Origin of the sequence: Pseudomonas sp. KB-10 (assembly GCF_018221585.1) — a bacterium.
Taxonomy (GTDB): domain Bacteria; phylum Pseudomonadota; class Gammaproteobacteria; order Pseudomonadales; family Pseudomonadaceae; genus Aquipseudomonas; species Aquipseudomonas yangonensis.
Genome location: NZ_QYYB01000003.1, coordinates 266,155 through 282,598, shown reverse-complemented (window position 1 = coordinate 282,598; position 16,444 = coordinate 266,155). Strand labels below are relative to the sequence as shown.

General features: G+C 63.5%; 17 protein-coding genes. 3 read left to right on the top strand and 14 right to left on the bottom strand.

What is annotated here, in order from left to right; all coding sequences use genetic code 11:
- Positions 1-7: 7 nt before the first annotated feature.
- From plsX to DXK50_RS09825, 3 genes are read right to left on the bottom strand one after another with little or no spacing between them, the layout of a single operon-like run.
- The gene (plsX, locus tag DXK50_RS09835; RefSeq protein ID WP_161866450.1) at positions 8-1,018 is read right to left on the bottom strand and encodes a phosphate acyltransferase PlsX; all 1,011 of its coding nucleotides are present in this window, start codon (positions 1,016-1,018) and stop codon (positions 8-10) included.
- Between the two features lie 3 nt (positions 1,019-1,021).
- Positions 1,022-1,204, bottom strand: a complete 183-nt coding sequence (gene rpmF / locus DXK50_RS09830) for a 50S ribosomal protein L32 (RefSeq protein ID WP_003245185.1) — start codon at positions 1,202-1,204, stop codon at positions 1,022-1,024.
- Between the two features lie 13 nt (positions 1,205-1,217).
- Positions 1,218-1,745: a YceD family protein gene (locus DXK50_RS09825; protein WP_003245186.1), complete on the bottom strand. Its 528-nt coding sequence runs from the start codon at positions 1,743-1,745 to the stop codon at positions 1,218-1,220.
- A 119-nt stretch (positions 1,746-1,864) separates the two neighbouring features.
- Here DXK50_RS09825 and DXK50_RS09820 point away from each other — a divergent pair, with 119 nt between their 5' ends.
- On the top strand, positions 1,865-2,446 hold the full coding sequence (locus tag DXK50_RS09820; RefSeq protein ID WP_212630180.1) for a Maf family protein: 582 nt from the start codon (positions 1,865-1,867) through the stop codon (positions 2,444-2,446).
- A gap of 191 nt (positions 2,447-2,637) precedes the next feature.
- Here DXK50_RS09820 and sppA read toward each other — a convergent pair whose 3' ends face one another.
- From sppA to rluC, 3 genes are read right to left on the bottom strand one after another with little or no spacing between them, the layout of a single operon-like run.
- Positions 2,638-3,615: a signal peptide peptidase SppA gene (sppA, locus tag DXK50_RS09815; RefSeq protein ID WP_212630179.1), complete on the bottom strand. Its 978-nt coding sequence runs from the start codon at positions 3,613-3,615 to the stop codon at positions 2,638-2,640.
- The gene (locus tag DXK50_RS09810) at positions 3,605-4,300 is read right to left on the bottom strand and encodes an HAD-IA family hydrolase (RefSeq protein ID WP_161866452.1); all 696 of its coding nucleotides are present in this window, start codon (positions 4,298-4,300) and stop codon (positions 3,605-3,607) included. The genes sppA and DXK50_RS09810 overlap by 11 nt, the downstream gene beginning before the upstream one ends.
- Complete coding sequence (rluC, locus tag DXK50_RS09805) at positions 4,293-5,246, bottom strand: 23S rRNA pseudouridine(955/2504/2580) synthase RluC (protein ID WP_212630178.1); 954 nt, start codon at positions 5,244-5,246, stop codon at positions 4,293-4,295. The genes DXK50_RS09810 and rluC overlap by 8 nt, the downstream gene beginning before the upstream one ends.
- A gap of 578 nt (positions 5,247-5,824) precedes the next feature.
- On the opposite strand from rluC, the gene rne reads away from it, so the two are divergent.
- Positions 5,825-8,872: a ribonuclease E gene (rne, locus tag DXK50_RS09800; RefSeq protein WP_212630177.1), complete on the top strand. Its 3,048-nt coding sequence runs from the start codon at positions 5,825-5,827 to the stop codon at positions 8,870-8,872.
- 115 nt (positions 8,873-8,987) lie between these two features.
- Here rne and murB read toward each other — a convergent pair whose 3' ends face one another.
- From murB to DXK50_RS09760, 8 genes are read right to left on the bottom strand one after another with little or no spacing between them, the layout of a single operon-like run.
- Complete coding sequence (gene murB, locus DXK50_RS09795) at positions 8,988-10,007, bottom strand: UDP-N-acetylmuramate dehydrogenase (RefSeq protein ID WP_212630176.1); 1,020 nt, start codon at positions 10,005-10,007, stop codon at positions 8,988-8,990.
- Entirely contained in the window at positions 10,004-10,468 is a 465-nt protein-coding gene (locus tag DXK50_RS09790; protein WP_161866456.1) for a low molecular weight protein-tyrosine-phosphatase, read from the bottom strand. Before DXK50_RS09790 ends, murB begins: the two co-directional genes overlap by 4 nt.
- Positions 10,468-11,232, bottom strand: a complete 765-nt coding sequence (kdsB, locus tag DXK50_RS09785) for a 3-deoxy-manno-octulosonate cytidylyltransferase (protein ID WP_212630175.1) — start codon at positions 11,230-11,232, stop codon at positions 10,468-10,470. The genes DXK50_RS09790 and kdsB overlap by 1 nt, the downstream gene beginning before the upstream one ends.
- A complete protein-coding gene (locus DXK50_RS09780) occupies positions 11,233-11,418 on the bottom strand; it encodes a Trm112 family protein (RefSeq protein WP_013714804.1) in 186 nt (61 codons plus the stop codon). It abuts the gene before it with no gap.
- Positions 11,419-11,440: 22 nt separating this feature from the next.
- A complete protein-coding gene (gene lpxK / locus DXK50_RS09775; RefSeq protein WP_212630174.1) occupies positions 11,441-12,442 on the bottom strand; it encodes a tetraacyldisaccharide 4'-kinase in 1,002 nt (333 codons plus the stop codon).
- Positions 12,443-12,871, bottom strand: coding sequence for an ExbD/TolR family protein (locus DXK50_RS09770; protein ID WP_090426166.1), 429 nt, complete (start codon positions 12,869-12,871; stop codon positions 12,443-12,445). It lies immediately after the preceding gene.
- The gene (locus tag DXK50_RS09765) at positions 12,868-13,500 is read right to left on the bottom strand and encodes a MotA/TolQ/ExbB proton channel family protein (RefSeq protein WP_013714801.1); all 633 of its coding nucleotides are present in this window, start codon (positions 13,498-13,500) and stop codon (positions 12,868-12,870) included. Before DXK50_RS09765 ends, DXK50_RS09770 begins: the two co-directional genes overlap by 4 nt.
- A gap of 57 nt (positions 13,501-13,557) precedes the next feature.
- Positions 13,558-15,783, bottom strand: coding sequence for a DNA internalization-related competence protein ComEC/Rec2 (locus tag DXK50_RS09760; RefSeq protein ID WP_249186763.1), 2,226 nt, complete (start codon positions 15,781-15,783; stop codon positions 13,558-13,560).
- A gap of 126 nt (positions 15,784-15,909) precedes the next feature.
- On the opposite strand from DXK50_RS09760, the gene DXK50_RS09755 reads away from it, so the two are divergent.
- The gene (locus DXK50_RS09755; RefSeq protein WP_161866459.1) at positions 15,910-16,434 is read left to right on the top strand and encodes a DUF2062 domain-containing protein; all 525 of its coding nucleotides are present in this window, start codon (positions 15,910-15,912) and stop codon (positions 16,432-16,434) included.
- Positions 16,435-16,444 lie beyond the last annotated feature (10 nt).

Genomic DNA, 16,444 nt, shown 5'->3' with positions numbered 1-16,444 from the left:
GACGAGTCTACAGCAACAAGTCCTCAAGTCGACCATGCAGTCGCTGCGGCAAATTTTCCTGCACCTCACGCAGCGCACAGCGAATGGCGCTCTGAAAGCTCTCCTGCCCCGCCGCGCCATGGCTCTTGACCACGATGCCCTGCAGCCCGAGAAAGCTCGCGCCATTGTGCCGAGCGGGAGCCAGGTCGGCCTTGAGACGGCGCAGCAGCGGCATCGCCAAAGCCCCGACCGCCTGAGCGAACAACCCCTCATTGAACAGCGTCTCGACCCGGCCAGTGATCATCTTCGCCAGGCCTTCGCTGGACTTGAGCAGGATGTTGCCGACAAAGCCGTCGCACACCACGACATCGGCTTCGCCACGGTACACTCCATCGCCTTCTATATAGCCGATGAAGTTCAGCCCGCTCGCCTGCTGCAGCAGGCTGGCGGCCAGCTTGACCTGCTGATTGCCCTTGATGTCTTCGGTACCGACATTGAGCAAGGCGACCCGCGGCCGAGACACACCCAGCGTCTCGGCCGCCACGGCGCCCATGATCGCGAACTGATAGAGATGCTCGGCACTGCAGTCGACATTGGCGCCCAGATCCAGCAGGTAACAATGGCCCCGCTCGGTCGGAATCGGGCTGACCATGGCCGGCCGGTCGATACCTGGCAGCGTCTTGAGCACATAACGCGAAAGCGCCATAAGCGCACCGGTATTACCGGCACTGACGCAGGCATGCGCCTGACGCTGACGTACCAGCTCCAGGGCCACGCGCATCGAGGCATCGGGCTTGCCGCGCAAGGCCTGAGCCGGACGCTCGTCCATGGCGATCACTTCACTGGCGTGATGAACCTGCAGGCGCGAGCGATCGACGCCGGACTGGCGAGCGAGCTGTTCTTCGATGAGGGGAGCTTGGCCGACGAGAGCCAGGTGCAGCGAGGGGAATTCAGCCAGCGCAGAAGTGCAGGCCGGAACAATGCAGTGGGGACCGAAGTCCCCACCCATTGCATCAATCGCGATGATCGAGGCGGACAAGGATTACTCGTCAGCGCCCTTGTCGATCACTTTGCGACCGCGGTACACGCCTTCCGGAGAAACGTGGTGGCGCAGGTGAACTTCACCGGTGCTCTTCTCTACGGACAGGGTGCTGGCCTCGAGAGCGTCGTGCGAACGACGCATGTCGCGGGCGGAACGGGATTTTTTGTTCTGCTGAACAGCCATAACTCATTAACTCCTAAACGTTTGGGTCACGCTTTAACTGCGCCAATACACTGAACGGGTTGGACCGCGATACCTCGTCCTCGCCCGGCTCGGGCTCATCGAGACCGTCCGGCTGCTGGCAATCACCTGGGGCATGAGCAGGAACGATCGGCAGGGCGAGAAGCAATTCATCCTCGACCAGACCGAGCAGCTCCAGCGGCTCTTCACCCACTTCCAGCACGTCGTAGCCCTTCGGCAAGGACTGAGTGTTCGCTCCAACCCGAACCACCGCGTATTCACATTCGCTGCGGATGGGTAGCGCGACCAGCTCCAGACAACGCTGGCAGACCATTTTGACCTCAACCTCGAGCTCACTGCGGATCACCACAGTTTTCTGCTCGTCACGCCCGAAATGAAATTTCGCCTGCACCGTGCCAGCCGTATCGGCAAGCGGGTCGCAGAGACGCGGCAGGCTGGCCAGTTCGAGCTGCCCTTCGAGGGTAGCTTCGCGGTCGGCGAGCTTGCGCGGATCAACGTGAGGTGGAATCGGCCCATTCAACATAGGCGCAGCATTCTAGGGATGCACCCTGCCCATGTCAAAGGAAATTCGGCCTGTCGTCCAATAGCAACGATCAGTAGAATTTCCCGCCCGCCTGCAGACATATATAAAAGGAAAAGAACATGCCCGCGCTGCTGCTCGCCTCCAGCTCCCCCTACCGCCGCGAGCTGCTCGAACGCCTGCGACTGCCCTTCACCTGGCAGTCGCCCAGCATCGACGAAAGCCGACGAGAGGGCGAAGCGGCCATCGATCTGGTCAAGCGCCTGGCCGAAGAAAAGGCCCGCGCCCTCGCCACCGACCAACCCGACCACCTGATCATCGGCTCTGACCAGGTCGCCGTACTGGGCAACGGCCAGATACTCGGCAAGCCACACGACCTGCCAAGAGCCCAGCAACAGCTGCGCGCCGCCAGCGGCAGCAGTGTTACCTTTCTGACCGGCCTGGCATTGCTCAATACCAGTACCGGTAGGTGCCAGGTGGACTGCGTGCCCTTTACCGTACATTTCCGCCCGCTCAGCGACGAGCAGATTCTGCGCTACCTGCAACGCGAGCAGCCATTCGACTGTGCCGGCAGCTTCAAGTCCGAAGGACTGGGTATCAGCCTGTTCCGCAGCACCGAGGGCGAGGACGCCACCAGCCTGATCGGCCTGCCGCTGATTCGCCTGGTGGACATGCTGCTGAACGAGGGAATCGAAGTCCCTTGAGCCACCCATAAAAAGAAGAAGGCCCGCTGAGCAGACTGTGAGAAAACTACTGCGCTCGGCCATGCTGCGTTAAAAAACGGCTCAAAATGCTCATTTACAGCTCGTAAACTGCGCTTTTTCGCCGTTTTTTGCCTTGTCTGACCTTCGCTCGCTACGTTTTCACACGGCCTGTGAACGGGCCTTCTTGTAACTCAGCGCAGCGTCGGCCCCTGGAAGCCCATCCACAACGCAATGCGATCGGCCACACTGGTACCCAGACGCTTGGCGAAGCGGTCGAACGGCGTGTCACGCTGGGTGAAATCGACCATTTCCTTCTCGCCGATCACTTCACGCGCCACGTAACTGGCACTGCCCAGCGCGTCGACCAATCCAAGTTGCAGCGCCTGCTCTCCAGACCAGACCAACCCCGAGAACAACTCGGGATGCTCGTCTGCCTTGAGACGATCACCACGCCCCTTCTTCACACTGTCGATGAACTGGCGATGAGTGGTATCGAGCACGGTTTTCCAGAAACGGGTTTCCTCTTCCTTCTGCGGCTGGAACGGATCGAGGAATGCCTTGTGCTCACCCGAGGTGTAGACGCGACGCTCGACGCCGAGCTTCTCCATGGTTTCGACGAAACCGAAACTGGCTGCCGTGACACCGATGGAACCGACCAGACTCGCCTTGTCGGCATAGATCACATCGGCCGCACTGGCGATGTAATAGGCACCAGAGGCCCCCAGGTCACTGATCACCGCATAGACCTTGGTCTGCGGGTACTCGCCGCGCAGGCGGCGAATCTCGTCATAGATATAGCCGGACTGCACCGGACTTCCGCCAGGGCTGTTGATGCGCAGGATCACGCCCTTGGTATTGGTATCTTCGAAAGCAGCACGCAGGCTACCCACGACCTTGTCGGCACTGGCCTCCTCGCGATCGGCGATCATGCCGCGAATTTCGATCAGCGCGGTATGAGCGGTGGTGGTCGAGGCCGATTTCAGATCGAGCGCCGGCAACACCAATGCCAATGCGCCGAACAGATAGATAAAGGTCAGCAGCTTGAAAAAGATGCCCCAGCGACGCGAACGGCGCTGCTCCTGAACGCTGGACAGCAGGGCTTTCTCCAGCAGCTTCCAGCTCTTGGCATCCTCGCCCGACGAAGACGATGACTTCCACTCATCCGACATGCTCACTCACCTCTGCAGAACGCTGCGCGCGATAGCCTTCCAGCCATGCACGCAGCTCATTGAATTCGTTGATCGCCAGTCGCGGCGAGCATTCGCGCAACAGCGACAGCGGCTGCGCACCAAAACCCACCGCAACCGCATCCATCCCCGCATTGCGCGCCATCAAGAGATCGAAGGTCGAGTCTCCGACCATCAGCGCGCGCTCAGGCTGCACCCGGCAATGTGCAAGAATCTCGTGCAGCATCAGCGGATCGGGCTTGCTCGCCGTCTCGTCAGCGCAACGGGTGATATCGAAGTAATCCAACCAACCCTTGTCGGCCAGTACCCGATGCAGCCCCTTGCGCCCCTTGCCGGTCGCGACAGCCAATTGATAACCCTGCTCGCGAAAGGCTTCGAGCGACTCGCTCACACCGTCGAATAACGGTGAAGGCTCGGTTTCCAGCGCCAGATACTGCTCACTGTAGGCGCTACGGATGGCTTCGATACGCAACGGCTCATCGAGTTCCGGATAGAGCGTGCGTATCGCCACACCCAGTTCCAGCCCAATGATGCCGCGCACTGCGACATCCGTGCAGCGCGGCACGCCCGTCACATCAGCGGCTCGATGCATGGCTTCGACGATACGACCGATGGAGTCCACCAGCGTGCCGTCCCAGTCGAAGATCAGCAGTTGATAGTCAGGCACTGAGCCGCTCCAGGGTCCTGGCCCACATCTCATCCACTGGCGCCTCGAGCTTCAGCACTCCACCCTCAGGCAGCGGCACATGCAGTTCGTAGGCATGCAGGAACAGGCGCTTGCCACCCAATTCGCGAATCTCGCGGGTGAACTCGTCATCACCGTACTTGGAGTCACCAGCGATGGAGTGCCCGGCATGCTTGGCGTGCACGCGAATCTGATGAGTGCGGCCGGTCACCGGCTTGGCCTCGACCAGCGTGGCGAAATCACCGAAGCGGCGCAGCACGCGGAACAACGTCAGCGCCTCCTTGCCCTCGCCATCGACCTCGACCATGCGCTCGCCGGAGCGCAGGTTGCTCTTCTGCAGCGGCGCATTGACCTGCTTCCTGGCTGTCGCCCAGTGGCCGCGCACCAGCGCCATGTAGCGCTTGTCGACGCCATCGCCTCGCAGCTGCTCATGCAGATGACGCAACATGCTGCGCTTCTTGGCGATCATCAGAAGACCGGACGTATCGCGATCCAGGCGATGAACCAGTTCCAGATCCTTGGCATCAGGGCGCAGCTGACGGAAGGCCTCGATCACCCCGTAATTCAAGCCACTGCCACCATGCACGGCGATGCCGGCCGGCTTGTTCAGCACGATCAGCGCCTTGTCCTCGTAGACGATCGCTGCCTCGAGACGCTCGAGCAGCCCCTGCGCCAGCGGCTCGGGCTCGTCGCGCTCGGCAAGGCGCAGCGGTGGCACGCGCACCACATCGCCGGCCTGGAGTTTGTATTCGGGCTTGATCCGCCCCTTGTTCACACGCACTTCGCCCTTACGCAGAATGCGGTAGATCAGGGTCTTGGGCACGCCCTTGAGCTGAGCCCGAAGGAAATTGTCGATGCGTTGGCCGGCGAGTTCCGGTGCAACCTCGATCAGCTGGACGCCGGAGGTTGGAGAGGCAGGAGTAGTCATCGCACAATCATAACAATTTTTTATGGAATTGAAGCACTTAATCATTGCTGCTATAGTCGCGAACGCCGCCAAAAGTGGCCTGGCTTGTGGATGATTGCCAAACTTGCCATCCCCTGCCCGCGCAAACCTTACTTGGACGTGAGGCCGTCCCACGGATTCTTCAGGTTAGAAAGGCCGCAAAAGGCCATGAAGATTTCGGAAATAAAGCCTTGAGTATGATGCGCGATTCGCCCGCAGGGCGGTCGCGGTAAATGACAACCGCTGCGGAATCCGCGCGCGGCACCCGATTTTCAGCGATACGTGTAGGGTGGAGATGTACAACTGTCGGACTGCGTAGCATATCGCTTGATCAAAGACGCCTCATCTCGTCCGCTACCGCCAGTTGATTCCTCTTCCTGACTGAGTGCTTCTGTCACCACAGCAAGCAGGAGACGTCCGTCGCGACCGCAGCCTCTGATGGCAGGCCGTCGCTAGACAGTGGAACGATTTACGACCGTTTCTGACGCGCCTGACACCGACCCTGAGAGTCGTGTGTGCCTAACGTGGCTTCCGCTAGCCCCGGAACCCATTGGTACCACATGAAAAGAATGCTAATTAACGCGACTCAGCCTGAAGAGTTGCGTGTTGCCCTGGTAGATGGCCAAAAACTCTACGATCTGGACATCGAGTCCGGCGCCCGCGAACAGAAGAAGGCCAATATCTACAAAGGCCGCATCACCCGCGTAGAACCCAGCCTCGAAGCCGCCTTCGTCGACTTCGGCTCAGAACGCCACGGCTTCCTCCCCCTCAAAGAAATCTCCCGCGAATACTTCTCCAAGGCCCCTGAAGGCGGCCGCATCAACATCAAGGACGTGCTCAAGGAAGGCCAGGAAGTCATCGTCCAGGTCGAGAAAGAAGAGCGCGGCAACAAGGGCGCAGCCCTGACCACCTTCATCAGCCTGGCCGGCCGTTACCTGGTGCTGATGCCGAACAACCCGCGTGCCGGCGGCATCTCTCGCCGCATCGAAGGCGAAGAGCGCAACGAACTGCGCGAAGCACTGAACGGCCTCAACGCTCCGGCCGACATGGGTCTGATCGTTCGCACCGCCGGTCTGGGCCGCTCCAGCGAAGAAATGCAGTGGGACCTCGACTACCTGCTGCAACTGTGGAGCGCCATCAAGGAGGCGTCCACCAGCCGCCCTGCCCCGTTCCTGATCTACCAGGAATCCAATGTCATCATCCGCGCCATCCGCGACTACCTGCGCCAGGACATCGGCGAAGTGCTGGTCGACAGCGTCGAAGCCCAGGAAGAAGCGCTTGCCTTCATCCAGCAGGTGATGCCGCAATACGCCAGCAAGATCAAGCTGTACGAAGACAGCGTGCCGCTGTTCAACCGCTTCCAGATCGAAAGCCAGATCGAGACCGCCTTCCAGCGCGAAGTGAAGCTGCCGTCCGGTGGCTCCATCGTCATCGACCCGACCGAAGCCCTGGTTTCCATCGACATCAACTCGGCGCGCGCCACCAAGGGCAGCGACATCGAGGAAACCGCGCTGCAGACCAACCTGGAAGCGGCCGAAGAAATCGCCCGTCAGCTGCGCCTGCGTGACATCGGCGGCCTGATCGTCATCGACTTCATCGACATGACGCCGACCAAGAACCAGCGCGCCGTCGAAGACAAGGTACGTGAAGCCCTGGCCGCCGACCGTGCCCGCGTTCAGGTCGGTCGCATCTCGCGCTTCGGCCTGCTGGAAATGTCCCGTCAGCGTCTGCGTCCGTCCTTGGGCGAGACCAGCGGCATCGTCTGCCCGCGCTGCAACGGCCAAGGCATCATCCGCGACGTGGAATCCCTGTCGCTGGCCATCCTGCGCCTGATCGAAGAAGAAGCGCTGAAGGATCGCACCGCCGAAGTCCGCGCTCAGGTACCGATCCCGGTCGCTGCCTTCCTGCTCAACGAGAAGCGCAACTCGATCACCAAGATCGAACTGCGCACCCGTGCGCGCATCGTGATCCTGCCCAACGATCACCTGGAAACTCCGCATTTCGAAGTACAGCGTCTGCGTGACGACAGCCCGGAGGCGCTGAGCGGCCAGACCAGCTACGAAATCGCCGCCACCGCGGAAAACGAGGAAGCTGCCGCTCACCCGACCGCAGCGACCCGCACCCTGGTTCGCCAGGAAGCCGCGATCAAGGCCGCACCGCGCAGCAGCGCTCCGGTTGCCGCCGAACCGCAACCGGCACCACTGGCTCCGACCAAATCGCCTGAGCCGAGCCTGTTCAAGGGCCTGGTGAAGTCCCTGGTCAGTCTCTTCGCCGGCAAGGAAGAAGAGACCCAGCCTGCGGTTACCGAGAAGAAGAGCAATGAGCGTCCGCCGCGCGAAGAGCGTCGCAACGGTCGCCAGCAGAGCCGTAACCGTGGCGGTCGCCGCGATGACGAACGCAAGCCGCGCGAAGAGCGCGCACCGCGTGAAGAGCGTCAGGCCCGTGAACCGCGTGAAGAGCGCCAACCTCGCGAAGAGCGTGCTCCGCGTGAAGAGCGTGCCCCACGCGAGCCGCGCGAAGGCCAGGAAAACCGTCGCGAGCGCAAGCCGCGCGAAGAGCGTGCCCCGCGTGAAGAGCGCGTACGTGAACTGCGCGAGCCGTTGGACGCCGGTAACGAGCAACGCGAAGAGCGTGCCGAGCGCCAGCCGCGTGCTGAGCGCCAGGAACGTCAGCGTCCGCCGCGCGAAGAACGTCAGCCGCGTGCCGAGCAGGCCGAGGCTCTGCAGGATGAAGCACTGCCGAATGAAGAGCAGCTGCAGGATGACGAGCAGGACAACAATGACGGTGAGCGCCCGCGCCGCCGCTCCCGTGGTCAGCGTCGCCGCAGCAACCGTCGCGAGCGTCAGCGTGATGCCGACGGCAACCTGATCGAAAGCGCCGAGAACAGCGAAGCCGCCGGTAACGAAGCTCAGACTGCCGCTCAGGCAGCTGTTCCAGCTGCTGCCGTGGCGACAGCCGCTGCAGTGGTTGCCGAAAGCGTCGACAGCAGCGAGAACGTCGCCAGCGAAGCTCCGACTGCTGAAGCGCCGGCTCAAGCTGAAGCACCAGCCGCTGAAGCGGTCGAGGTGAAAGTCGATGCGGTCGCGGTGGAAGTGGCCGAAAGCGCTCCGGTCGCGGAGAAAGCGCAGGAAGCCGAACCGGCTGCTGCAGCCGAAGCACCTGTTGTCGCCGAAGCGCCGACCGCTGAGCCTGCAGTTCAGGCCGAGCCGGTTGCCGAAGCCGTTCAGCCTGCCCCGGCTCCGGTCGAGCCGGCAGCCGCTCCGGCACCAGTAGCCGCCAATGCCACCGGCCGTGCACCGAACGATCCGCGCGAAGTGCGTCGCCGTCAGCGTGAAGCCGAGCGTCTGGCCCGCGAAGCTGCTCAAGCCGCTGCTGCAGCCCCGGCTGTAGAAGCTGCCCCAGTAGTCGACGCCGCTCCGGTCGCTGAAGCGAGCGCCCCGGCAGAAGCCGAAGCCGCTGCAGGCGAAACCGCTCCTGCGGTGGAGCCGGTCGCTGTGGCCGAAACCAGCTCTGTCGTCAGCGAGCAAAGCGTGAGCGAAGCGGTAGAGCAAGCGCAGCCGGAAGAAGAAACGCCAGCCGACAAGGAGGAGGTCAAGCCTCAGGCTTGATCCTCCTGCGGTCACTAAAAAGGGGATGCCTAGGCATCCCCTTTTTCATTTCCGTCACTGGTAGCCCGGATGCAATCCGGGGGCGGCGGCTGCCGGATCACGCCTGGGGCAACGCTCAAAGCACGTTCGGTTCGATTTCCAGCGCTACGCCAAAACGCTGCAAGATATCGCTCTGGATGCGCTGCGCCAGCTGCAGCACTTGCGCACCTGTGGCGCTGCCGTAGTTGACCAGCACCAGCGCCTGCAGACGATGCACGCCGGCATCACCCTCGCGCACCCCCTTCCACCCTGCCCGCTCGATCAGCCAGCCGGCGGCCAGCTTCACCAGACCATCGCCCGCCGGATAGCTGACCAGATCGGCATGCTCGCCACGGATGCGCTCGGCCAGCTCGAACGACACCACCGGATTCTTGAAGAAACTGCCGGCATTGCCCAGTTCAGCGGGATTGGGCAGCTTTTCGCTGCGAATGGCGCAGATGGCCTGGCTGACGTCGCTGGCAGTCGGCACTTCCACGCCCATTTCGGCAAGGCGCTGGCGCACCGGCCCGTAGTCCAGGCGCAAAGAAGCCAGGCGACTCAAGCGAAAGCGCACGCGCAGGATCAGCCAGCGCCCGGCTTCGCGCTTGAACAGGCTGTCGCGATAGGCGAAGGCGCACTCCTCCAGTGCAAAATCGCGCAGCTCGCCGGTATGCCGATCCAGCGCGGTCAGGCCGGCGAACAGATCCTTGATCTCCACACCATAGGCGCCGATGTTTTGCATCGGCGCGGCGCCCACGGTACCGGGAATCAGGCTGAGGTTTTCCAGGCCGTTCAGCCCCTGAGCCAGACTCCACTGCACGAAGGGATGCCAGGGCTCGCCGGCCTCGGCCTCCACCAGCACCTGCTCGCCATCGTCCTCGAGGATGCGAATGCCACGGCTGGCCATGCGCAGCACCAGCGCCTCGACATCGCGAGTCAGCAACAGGTTGCTGCCGCCGCCGATCACCAGCAACGGCAAGCCCTGTTGCTCGGCCAGGCTCAGCGCCTCACGCACCTCGGCATCGTCACGGGCCTCGGCAAACAGCCGGGCACGCACCTCGACACCAAAGCTGTTGAAGGCTTTGAGCGACACATCACTTTGCAGATTCAGGCTCACAGGCGCCCCTTGATCTCATTGAGCAGGGCGTCACTGGCCTGCTCGATCAGGTCCAGCACCTGCTCGAAGCCCTCTTCGCCGCCGTAGTACGGGTCGGGCACCTCATCCAGCGCCAGTTCATAGCGACGCAGGTACAGATCCAGATCGGCGCGGGCTTCGGCCGGGCGCAGCGCCTTGAGATTGCGCAGATTGCTCTGATCCATGGCCAGGATCAGGTCGAAGCGTTGGAAGTCGGCGGCCTCGACCTGACGCGCACGTTGTGCGGACAGATCATAGCCGCGGCGCAGCGCCGCCTGGCGCGTACGACTGTCCGGCGCCTTGCCGACGTGCCAGTCGCCGGTGCCGGCGGAATCCACCTGCACCCGGTCGTCCAGCCCTGCCGCACGCAGCTTGTGACGGAAAACGCCTTCAGCCGTGGGCGAACGGCAGATGTTGCCGAGACAAACGAACAGGACCTTCATCAGGCCCCCAGCAGGTGGCGCACCCGCTCCAGGTCTTCGGCGGTATCGACACCGGCAGCCGGTGCTTCGAGGGCATCGGCGACATGGATGCGCACACCGTTGTACAACGCGCGCAGCTGCTCCAGGCACTCGGTGTCTTCCAGCCAGCACGGGCCCCAGGCGACGAAGTCATGCAGGAAGCCCGCGCGGTAGGCATAGATGCCGATATGACGGCGGTACGGCACGCCTTGCGGCAGCACGTCGCGGCTCTTGGCAAAGGCATCGCGCGCCCAGGCCAGCGGCGCGCGGCTGAAGGTCAGGGCCAGGCCATGCTTGTCGGCGACCACCTTGACCACATTGGGGTTGAACAGCGCGGTGACGTCTTCGATGGGCTCGGCCAGGGTGGCGATGCCTGCCTGCGGGTTGGCCGCCAGGTTGGCCGCCACCTGATCGATGATCGATGGGGGAATCAGCGGCTCGTCACCCTGCACGTTGACCACGATGGCATCGGCTGGCAGGCCGAGCTGGGTCGCCACTTCGGCCAGACGGTCGGTGCCGGAGTTGTGATCCTCGCGGGTCAGCAGCACCTCGGCGCCGAAGGCCGTACAGGCCTCGACGATGCGCGCATCGTCGGTGGCGATCACCACGCGGCTGGCCGAACTCTTGCTCGCCTGCTCCCAGACGTGCTGCACCATCGGCTTGCCGGCGATGTCCTGCAGCGGCTTGCCGGGCAGACGGGTGGAGGCGTAACGGGCGGGAATGACGACGGTGAAGGCTGCGCTCATTTACTTGTCCAGACGCTCGTCGGTATTGAGGGTGCGCGCTTCGCTTTCCAGCATCACCGGGATGCCGTCGCGAATCGGGTAGGCCACGCCGGCACCCTTGCTGATCAGTTCGGTCTTGTCTTCGGAGAGCTGCAGCGGGCCCTTGCAAATCGGGCAGGCGAGAATGTCGAGCAGTTTAAGGTCCATGGCGCAGTCCTTGGTGAGGTCATCAAGACCCCGGTATGAGGCGAGCCAGCTCCTTGTCCAGCCAGTCGACGAAAGCCGGCGTGGGCACGGCGTCGACGGCCAGGTACCACCAGTCGGCGGCGGCGAAGGCCCGGCATTTCACCGCATCCTTTTCCGTCATCAGCAGCGGCAGCGGCGGCTCGAAGCTGAGCTGGGCGGCATCGTACTGCGCATGATCGGCAAAGGGGTGCGGAACCGGGCGCCAGTTTAGCGCTTCGAGGGTATTGAAGAAACGCTGCGGGTTGCCGATACCGGCCACCGCATGTACGGCCTGACCGGGTGGGAAGTGCTCAAGGCCGAGACGTTCGCCACTGGCCAGGTTGACCAACGCGGACGGTTGCAGGCGAAAGGCGTAACCCTCGGCACTATCGGTGTCGGCACCATTGAACAGCACGGCATCCACCTCAGCCAGACGCTCGGCCGGCTCGCGCAGCGGCCCGGCCGGCAGGCAGCGGCGATTGCCCAGACCGCGGGCGGCGTCGATCAGCACCAGCTCCAGATCGCGCGCCAAACGGTAGTGCTGCAGACCATCGTCGCAGAGGATCAGATCCAGCGGTTCTTCGGCCAGCAGCGCACGCACGGCGCGGCTGCGGTCCGGGTCGATCATCAGGGGCACGCCGCTGCGCTGGACGATCAGCAGCGGCTCGTCACCGGCCTGTGCGGCCGGTTGATCGGCACGCACACGCCACGGCAGGCTCGACGGCGTGGCGCCATAGCCGCGGCTGACCACGCCGACCTTGAGGCCACGGGCGCGGCAGTGCTCGATCAGAAAGAGAATCAGCGGCGTCTTGCCGGTGCCGCCGACGGTGATGTTGCCCACCACCAGTACCGGTACCGGCGCCCTGTAGATGTCGCCCTCGCCGGCGAGAAACCGCGCGCGCTTGCCCTGCACCACGCGGCGGTAAAGCCACTCCAGCGGGCGCAGCAGCGCCAGCGCCGGGTGGCCGCGGTACCAGGCCTCGAGCAGGCGATCGGCGGCGCTCACTTAGGGAGTTTCCTGTGCTTCCACCGTGGTGATGCGCAGGTGCGAGAAGCCCAGCTTGCCAGCGGCGTCCATGGCGGTGATCACCGCCTGATGCGGCGTCTTGCCGTCGGCACTGATGATCAGCGGCAGGCTGTTGTCGCCATCGGATTCCTTCTGCAGGGCAGCCATGAGATTGCTCAGGTTGCTTTCCAGCAGCGCCTTGCCGTTGACCGAAAACGCGCCGTCGGCACCGATCAGTACCTCGACCTGCTTGAGCTCGGTCTGCTCCGGCGGCGTGCCGCTGGCCGCCTCGGGCAGGTCGACCTTGAGCTGGGTCTCGCGGGTGAAGGTGGTGGTGACCACGAAGAACAGCAGCAGGATGAATACCACGTCGATCAACGAGGCCAGGTTGATCTCGACGTTCTCCCGCGGTTTACGCCGGAACTTCACGCCTTGCCCTCGCCCAGGTCGACGTCGCGATCACCCTGGACCATTTCCACCAGCTTGATCGCTTCCTGCTCCATGCCCACCACCAGCTCGTCGACGCGGCGCTGCAGGTAGCGATGGAAGAACAGTGCCGGAATCGCCACCATCAGGCCGGCTGCGGTGGTGATCAGGGCCTTGGAGATGCCTCCGGCGAGCATTGGCGCGTTGGCCATGCCCGAGCCCATGAAGGAGCTGAAGATTTCAATCATGCCCAGCACGGTGCCGAGCAGGCCGAGCAGCGGTGCGATGCCCGCGATGGTGCCGAGGGCGTTGAGGTAGCGCTCCAGATCATGGATGACGCGCGCGGCGGCCTCTTCGATGCATTCCTTCATGATCTCGCGACCATGCTTGGAGTTGGCCAGGCCGGCGGCGAGAATCTGCCCCAGCGGCGAATCCTCACGCAGCTCCTTGAGCTTCTGATTATTGAGTTTCTTGTCCTTGATCCAGCGCCATACCTGGGCCAGCAGATTGGCCGGAGTGACGCGGGCGGGCCGCAGGGTCCACAGGCGCTCGGCAACGATACCGGCAGCAGCGATGGAACAGAGAATGATCGGCAGCATCATCCAGCCGCCAGCTTTGACCAGTTCCCACACGGTAGAGAATCCCCCTCGAAAAAGTGGCGCCACTCTAGCATAGGGCGCAGCTCCTTCTCATTTTTCCCTCCAGAAGCGTGCCTCGCTTCGCAACCCGCGAGGCGCTCGCCATTCACCCAGGCGCAGATGCAGTGCACCCGTATTCGACGTGTCATGCACGTCGATGCCCGCCGCCTGGTAACGCTCCAGCACCTGCGGGTGCGGATGGCCAAAGGCGTTATGGCGACTGCGGGTGATCAGCACATGGCGCGCCTCGACCGCATCGATAAAGGCCTGGCTGGACGAAGTGCGACTGCCGTGATGAGGCGCCAGCAGCCACTGCGAGGCCAGGGGAAAGCCGGCCTGCATCAGCGCCCGTTCGGCCTGCACGTCGATATCGCCGGTCAGAAGCAGACGCTCGCCCGCCGCCTCGATCTGCAGGACACATGACAGCTGGTTGCCGGAGCGGGCCCGTTCCCACTGCCACAACCTGAAGGTCACCTCGTTCCATTGCCAGCTTTGCCCGGACTCGCAAGCTTCGGCGCCGAGCGCGGCTGCCAGCCTTTGCGGTTCACCGCTGATCACCCTTGATACCGGCATCCCGGCCTTGATCGCTGCAGCGCCGCCGGCATGATCGTTGTCGGCATGGCTAAGCAGCATGAGGTCGAGCTGCCGGACGTTAAGCGCACGCAAGGAGGGCAGGACGATACGCTCGCCGGTGTCGAAATCACCGAAGCGCGGTCCAGCGTCGTACAACAGCGCGTGCTCTCGGGTGCGCACCAGCACCGCCAACCCCTGTCCCACATCCAGCACCCAGACATCAGCACGGCCATCCTCCAGACGCGGCGTGGGCAACAGCAGCGCGGGCAGCAGAAGCGCAAGGCCGGGCAGACGCAGCGGCACTCCCGCTGGCAACAGGAGCAGTACCGCGCCGACTGCTGCCAGCAACCACGCCCACAACGGCAGAACACTGGGCAACCAGGCGGGCAGCCAGCCGGCGATGATACCGAGCAACTCGAACAGCAGATGCAGCGCGCCACCGGCCAGCCACAACACCCCTTCGCCCAGCATCGGAACGGGCAGCAGCAAAGTGCCCAGCAAGGCCAGAGGCACAACCACCAACCCGACCCAGGGCACGGCGATCAGGTTGGCCAGCGGCCCGCTGCTGCTGACCGGCAAGCCGAGGATCAACATCATCGGCAACAGCCCAATGGCCATGGTCCATTGCGCACGCGTCAGCCCACGCCACCAAGCCCAGACGCCGAGCCGACCGCCAAACACCAGAGCCAGAATCGCCACCGCCGAAAACGACAGCCAGAAGCCCGGCTGCAACGACGCGAGCGGCTCCAGCAGCAGAACCACGATCAAGGCCAGCAATAATGGCCACCACGCACCCAGATGGCGAAAGCGCATACGCCACAGCAGCACCAGTGCGACCATCACGCAGGCCCTGCGCACCGGCACCTCGAAGCCAGCCAACAAGCCGTAGGTCAAGGCCCCGCTCAGGGCCAGGGCACAGGCGCAGGGCAGCCAGGGCCAGCGCGCCGGCCATGCGCCGAGCTTCGCCAGTAACGCCACCAGTCCATAAAGAAAGCCGGCCAACAGCGCGATGTGCTGTCCGGAAATGACCATCAGATGCACCGTGCCGGTGTGCTGCAACAAGCGCCAATCACCGGTGCTCAAGCCCGATCCGTCGCCCAGTACCAAAGCGGCGATAGCGCCTTCTCGCTGAAAAGCCGGTGCGGCCAGCAACTGCTGACGCAAGCCGTCGCGCCAGCTCCCCAGCCCCGTGGCTGGCGCAAGACGTTGACCGGACTTGACGGTGCCCGTGGCGCCGATACGCTGCGCCAGCAGCCAGGCTTCGTAGTCGAAACTCTGCGGGTTGACCAACCCATGCGGCTGCTTCAGGTTGACTGCCAGACGCCAGCGCTCGCCGCCCTGCACCCTCGGCCCGCCATACCAGGCCACCCGCAACCTTTTTGGCAGCTCGGCGCGACGCGAGTGCGCGCCCTCCAGCAGGAAGCGCACCACGCCATCGGAGACCTCGGGCAATCCCACCACCCGCCCCTCCAGCCATAGCGTGCGGCCGTCGAGCTCCGGGGAGAGGCGATCGTCCAGCGCCCACTGCGCTGAATTGCAGGCCCACGCCAACCCCAACAGAAAGAACCCCAGCGGGTAGAGACGCGAGAGCAATAAAGCCAGGCCGGCACAGGCCACAACCAGCAGCAGCCAGCCGGACGGCAGGCTTGGTAGAAAGCGCAAGCTGAGCAGCCCCAAGGCCAGCGCCAACATCCCTGTTCGCATCCATCCTCCCTGCTCATCGAGCTGCAGCGAACGCGTCCGGCGCTCACCTTCGGTCACAATATGAAAACGCTGGCCCTGCTGAATCCGTGCATAATATCGGCGCTTTTGCCTGCCCAGAGACTCTTCATGCCGCGTCGTTTATTCAAGCGCTACATGCCCACACCCGACAGCATCAAGGGTAACAAGTCCCTGCGCTTTCTCGGCAAGCTGATTCATGACCCCAATCTCTGGCACCTGAACCGTCACTCCGTAGCACGCGGCATGGCCATTGGTCTGTTCTGGGCCATGATTCCCATGCCGATGCAGATGCTCGCCGCCGCCGCCGTGGCCATTCCGCTGCGCGCCAATCTGCCGATTTCCATCGGCCTGGTCTGGCTGACCAATCCCATCACCATGCCGCCAATCTTCTACTGCACCTACAAACTCGGTGCATGGATCATGCAGACACCGCCAGTGCGCATGCCGCAGACCCTGAGCCTGGAATGGATAACGGCCGAGGTCGCCATCCTGTGGAAGCCGCTTTACCTCGGCTCCTTCGTCTGCGGCCTGATCCTGGCCGCGCTGGCTTATGTGCTGACCATGCTCTACTGGCGCTGGTGGGTCCAGCGCAGTTGGCGCAAGCGCCAAGAGAGCAGACAAAAGCGGCAATAGGCCACAAGCT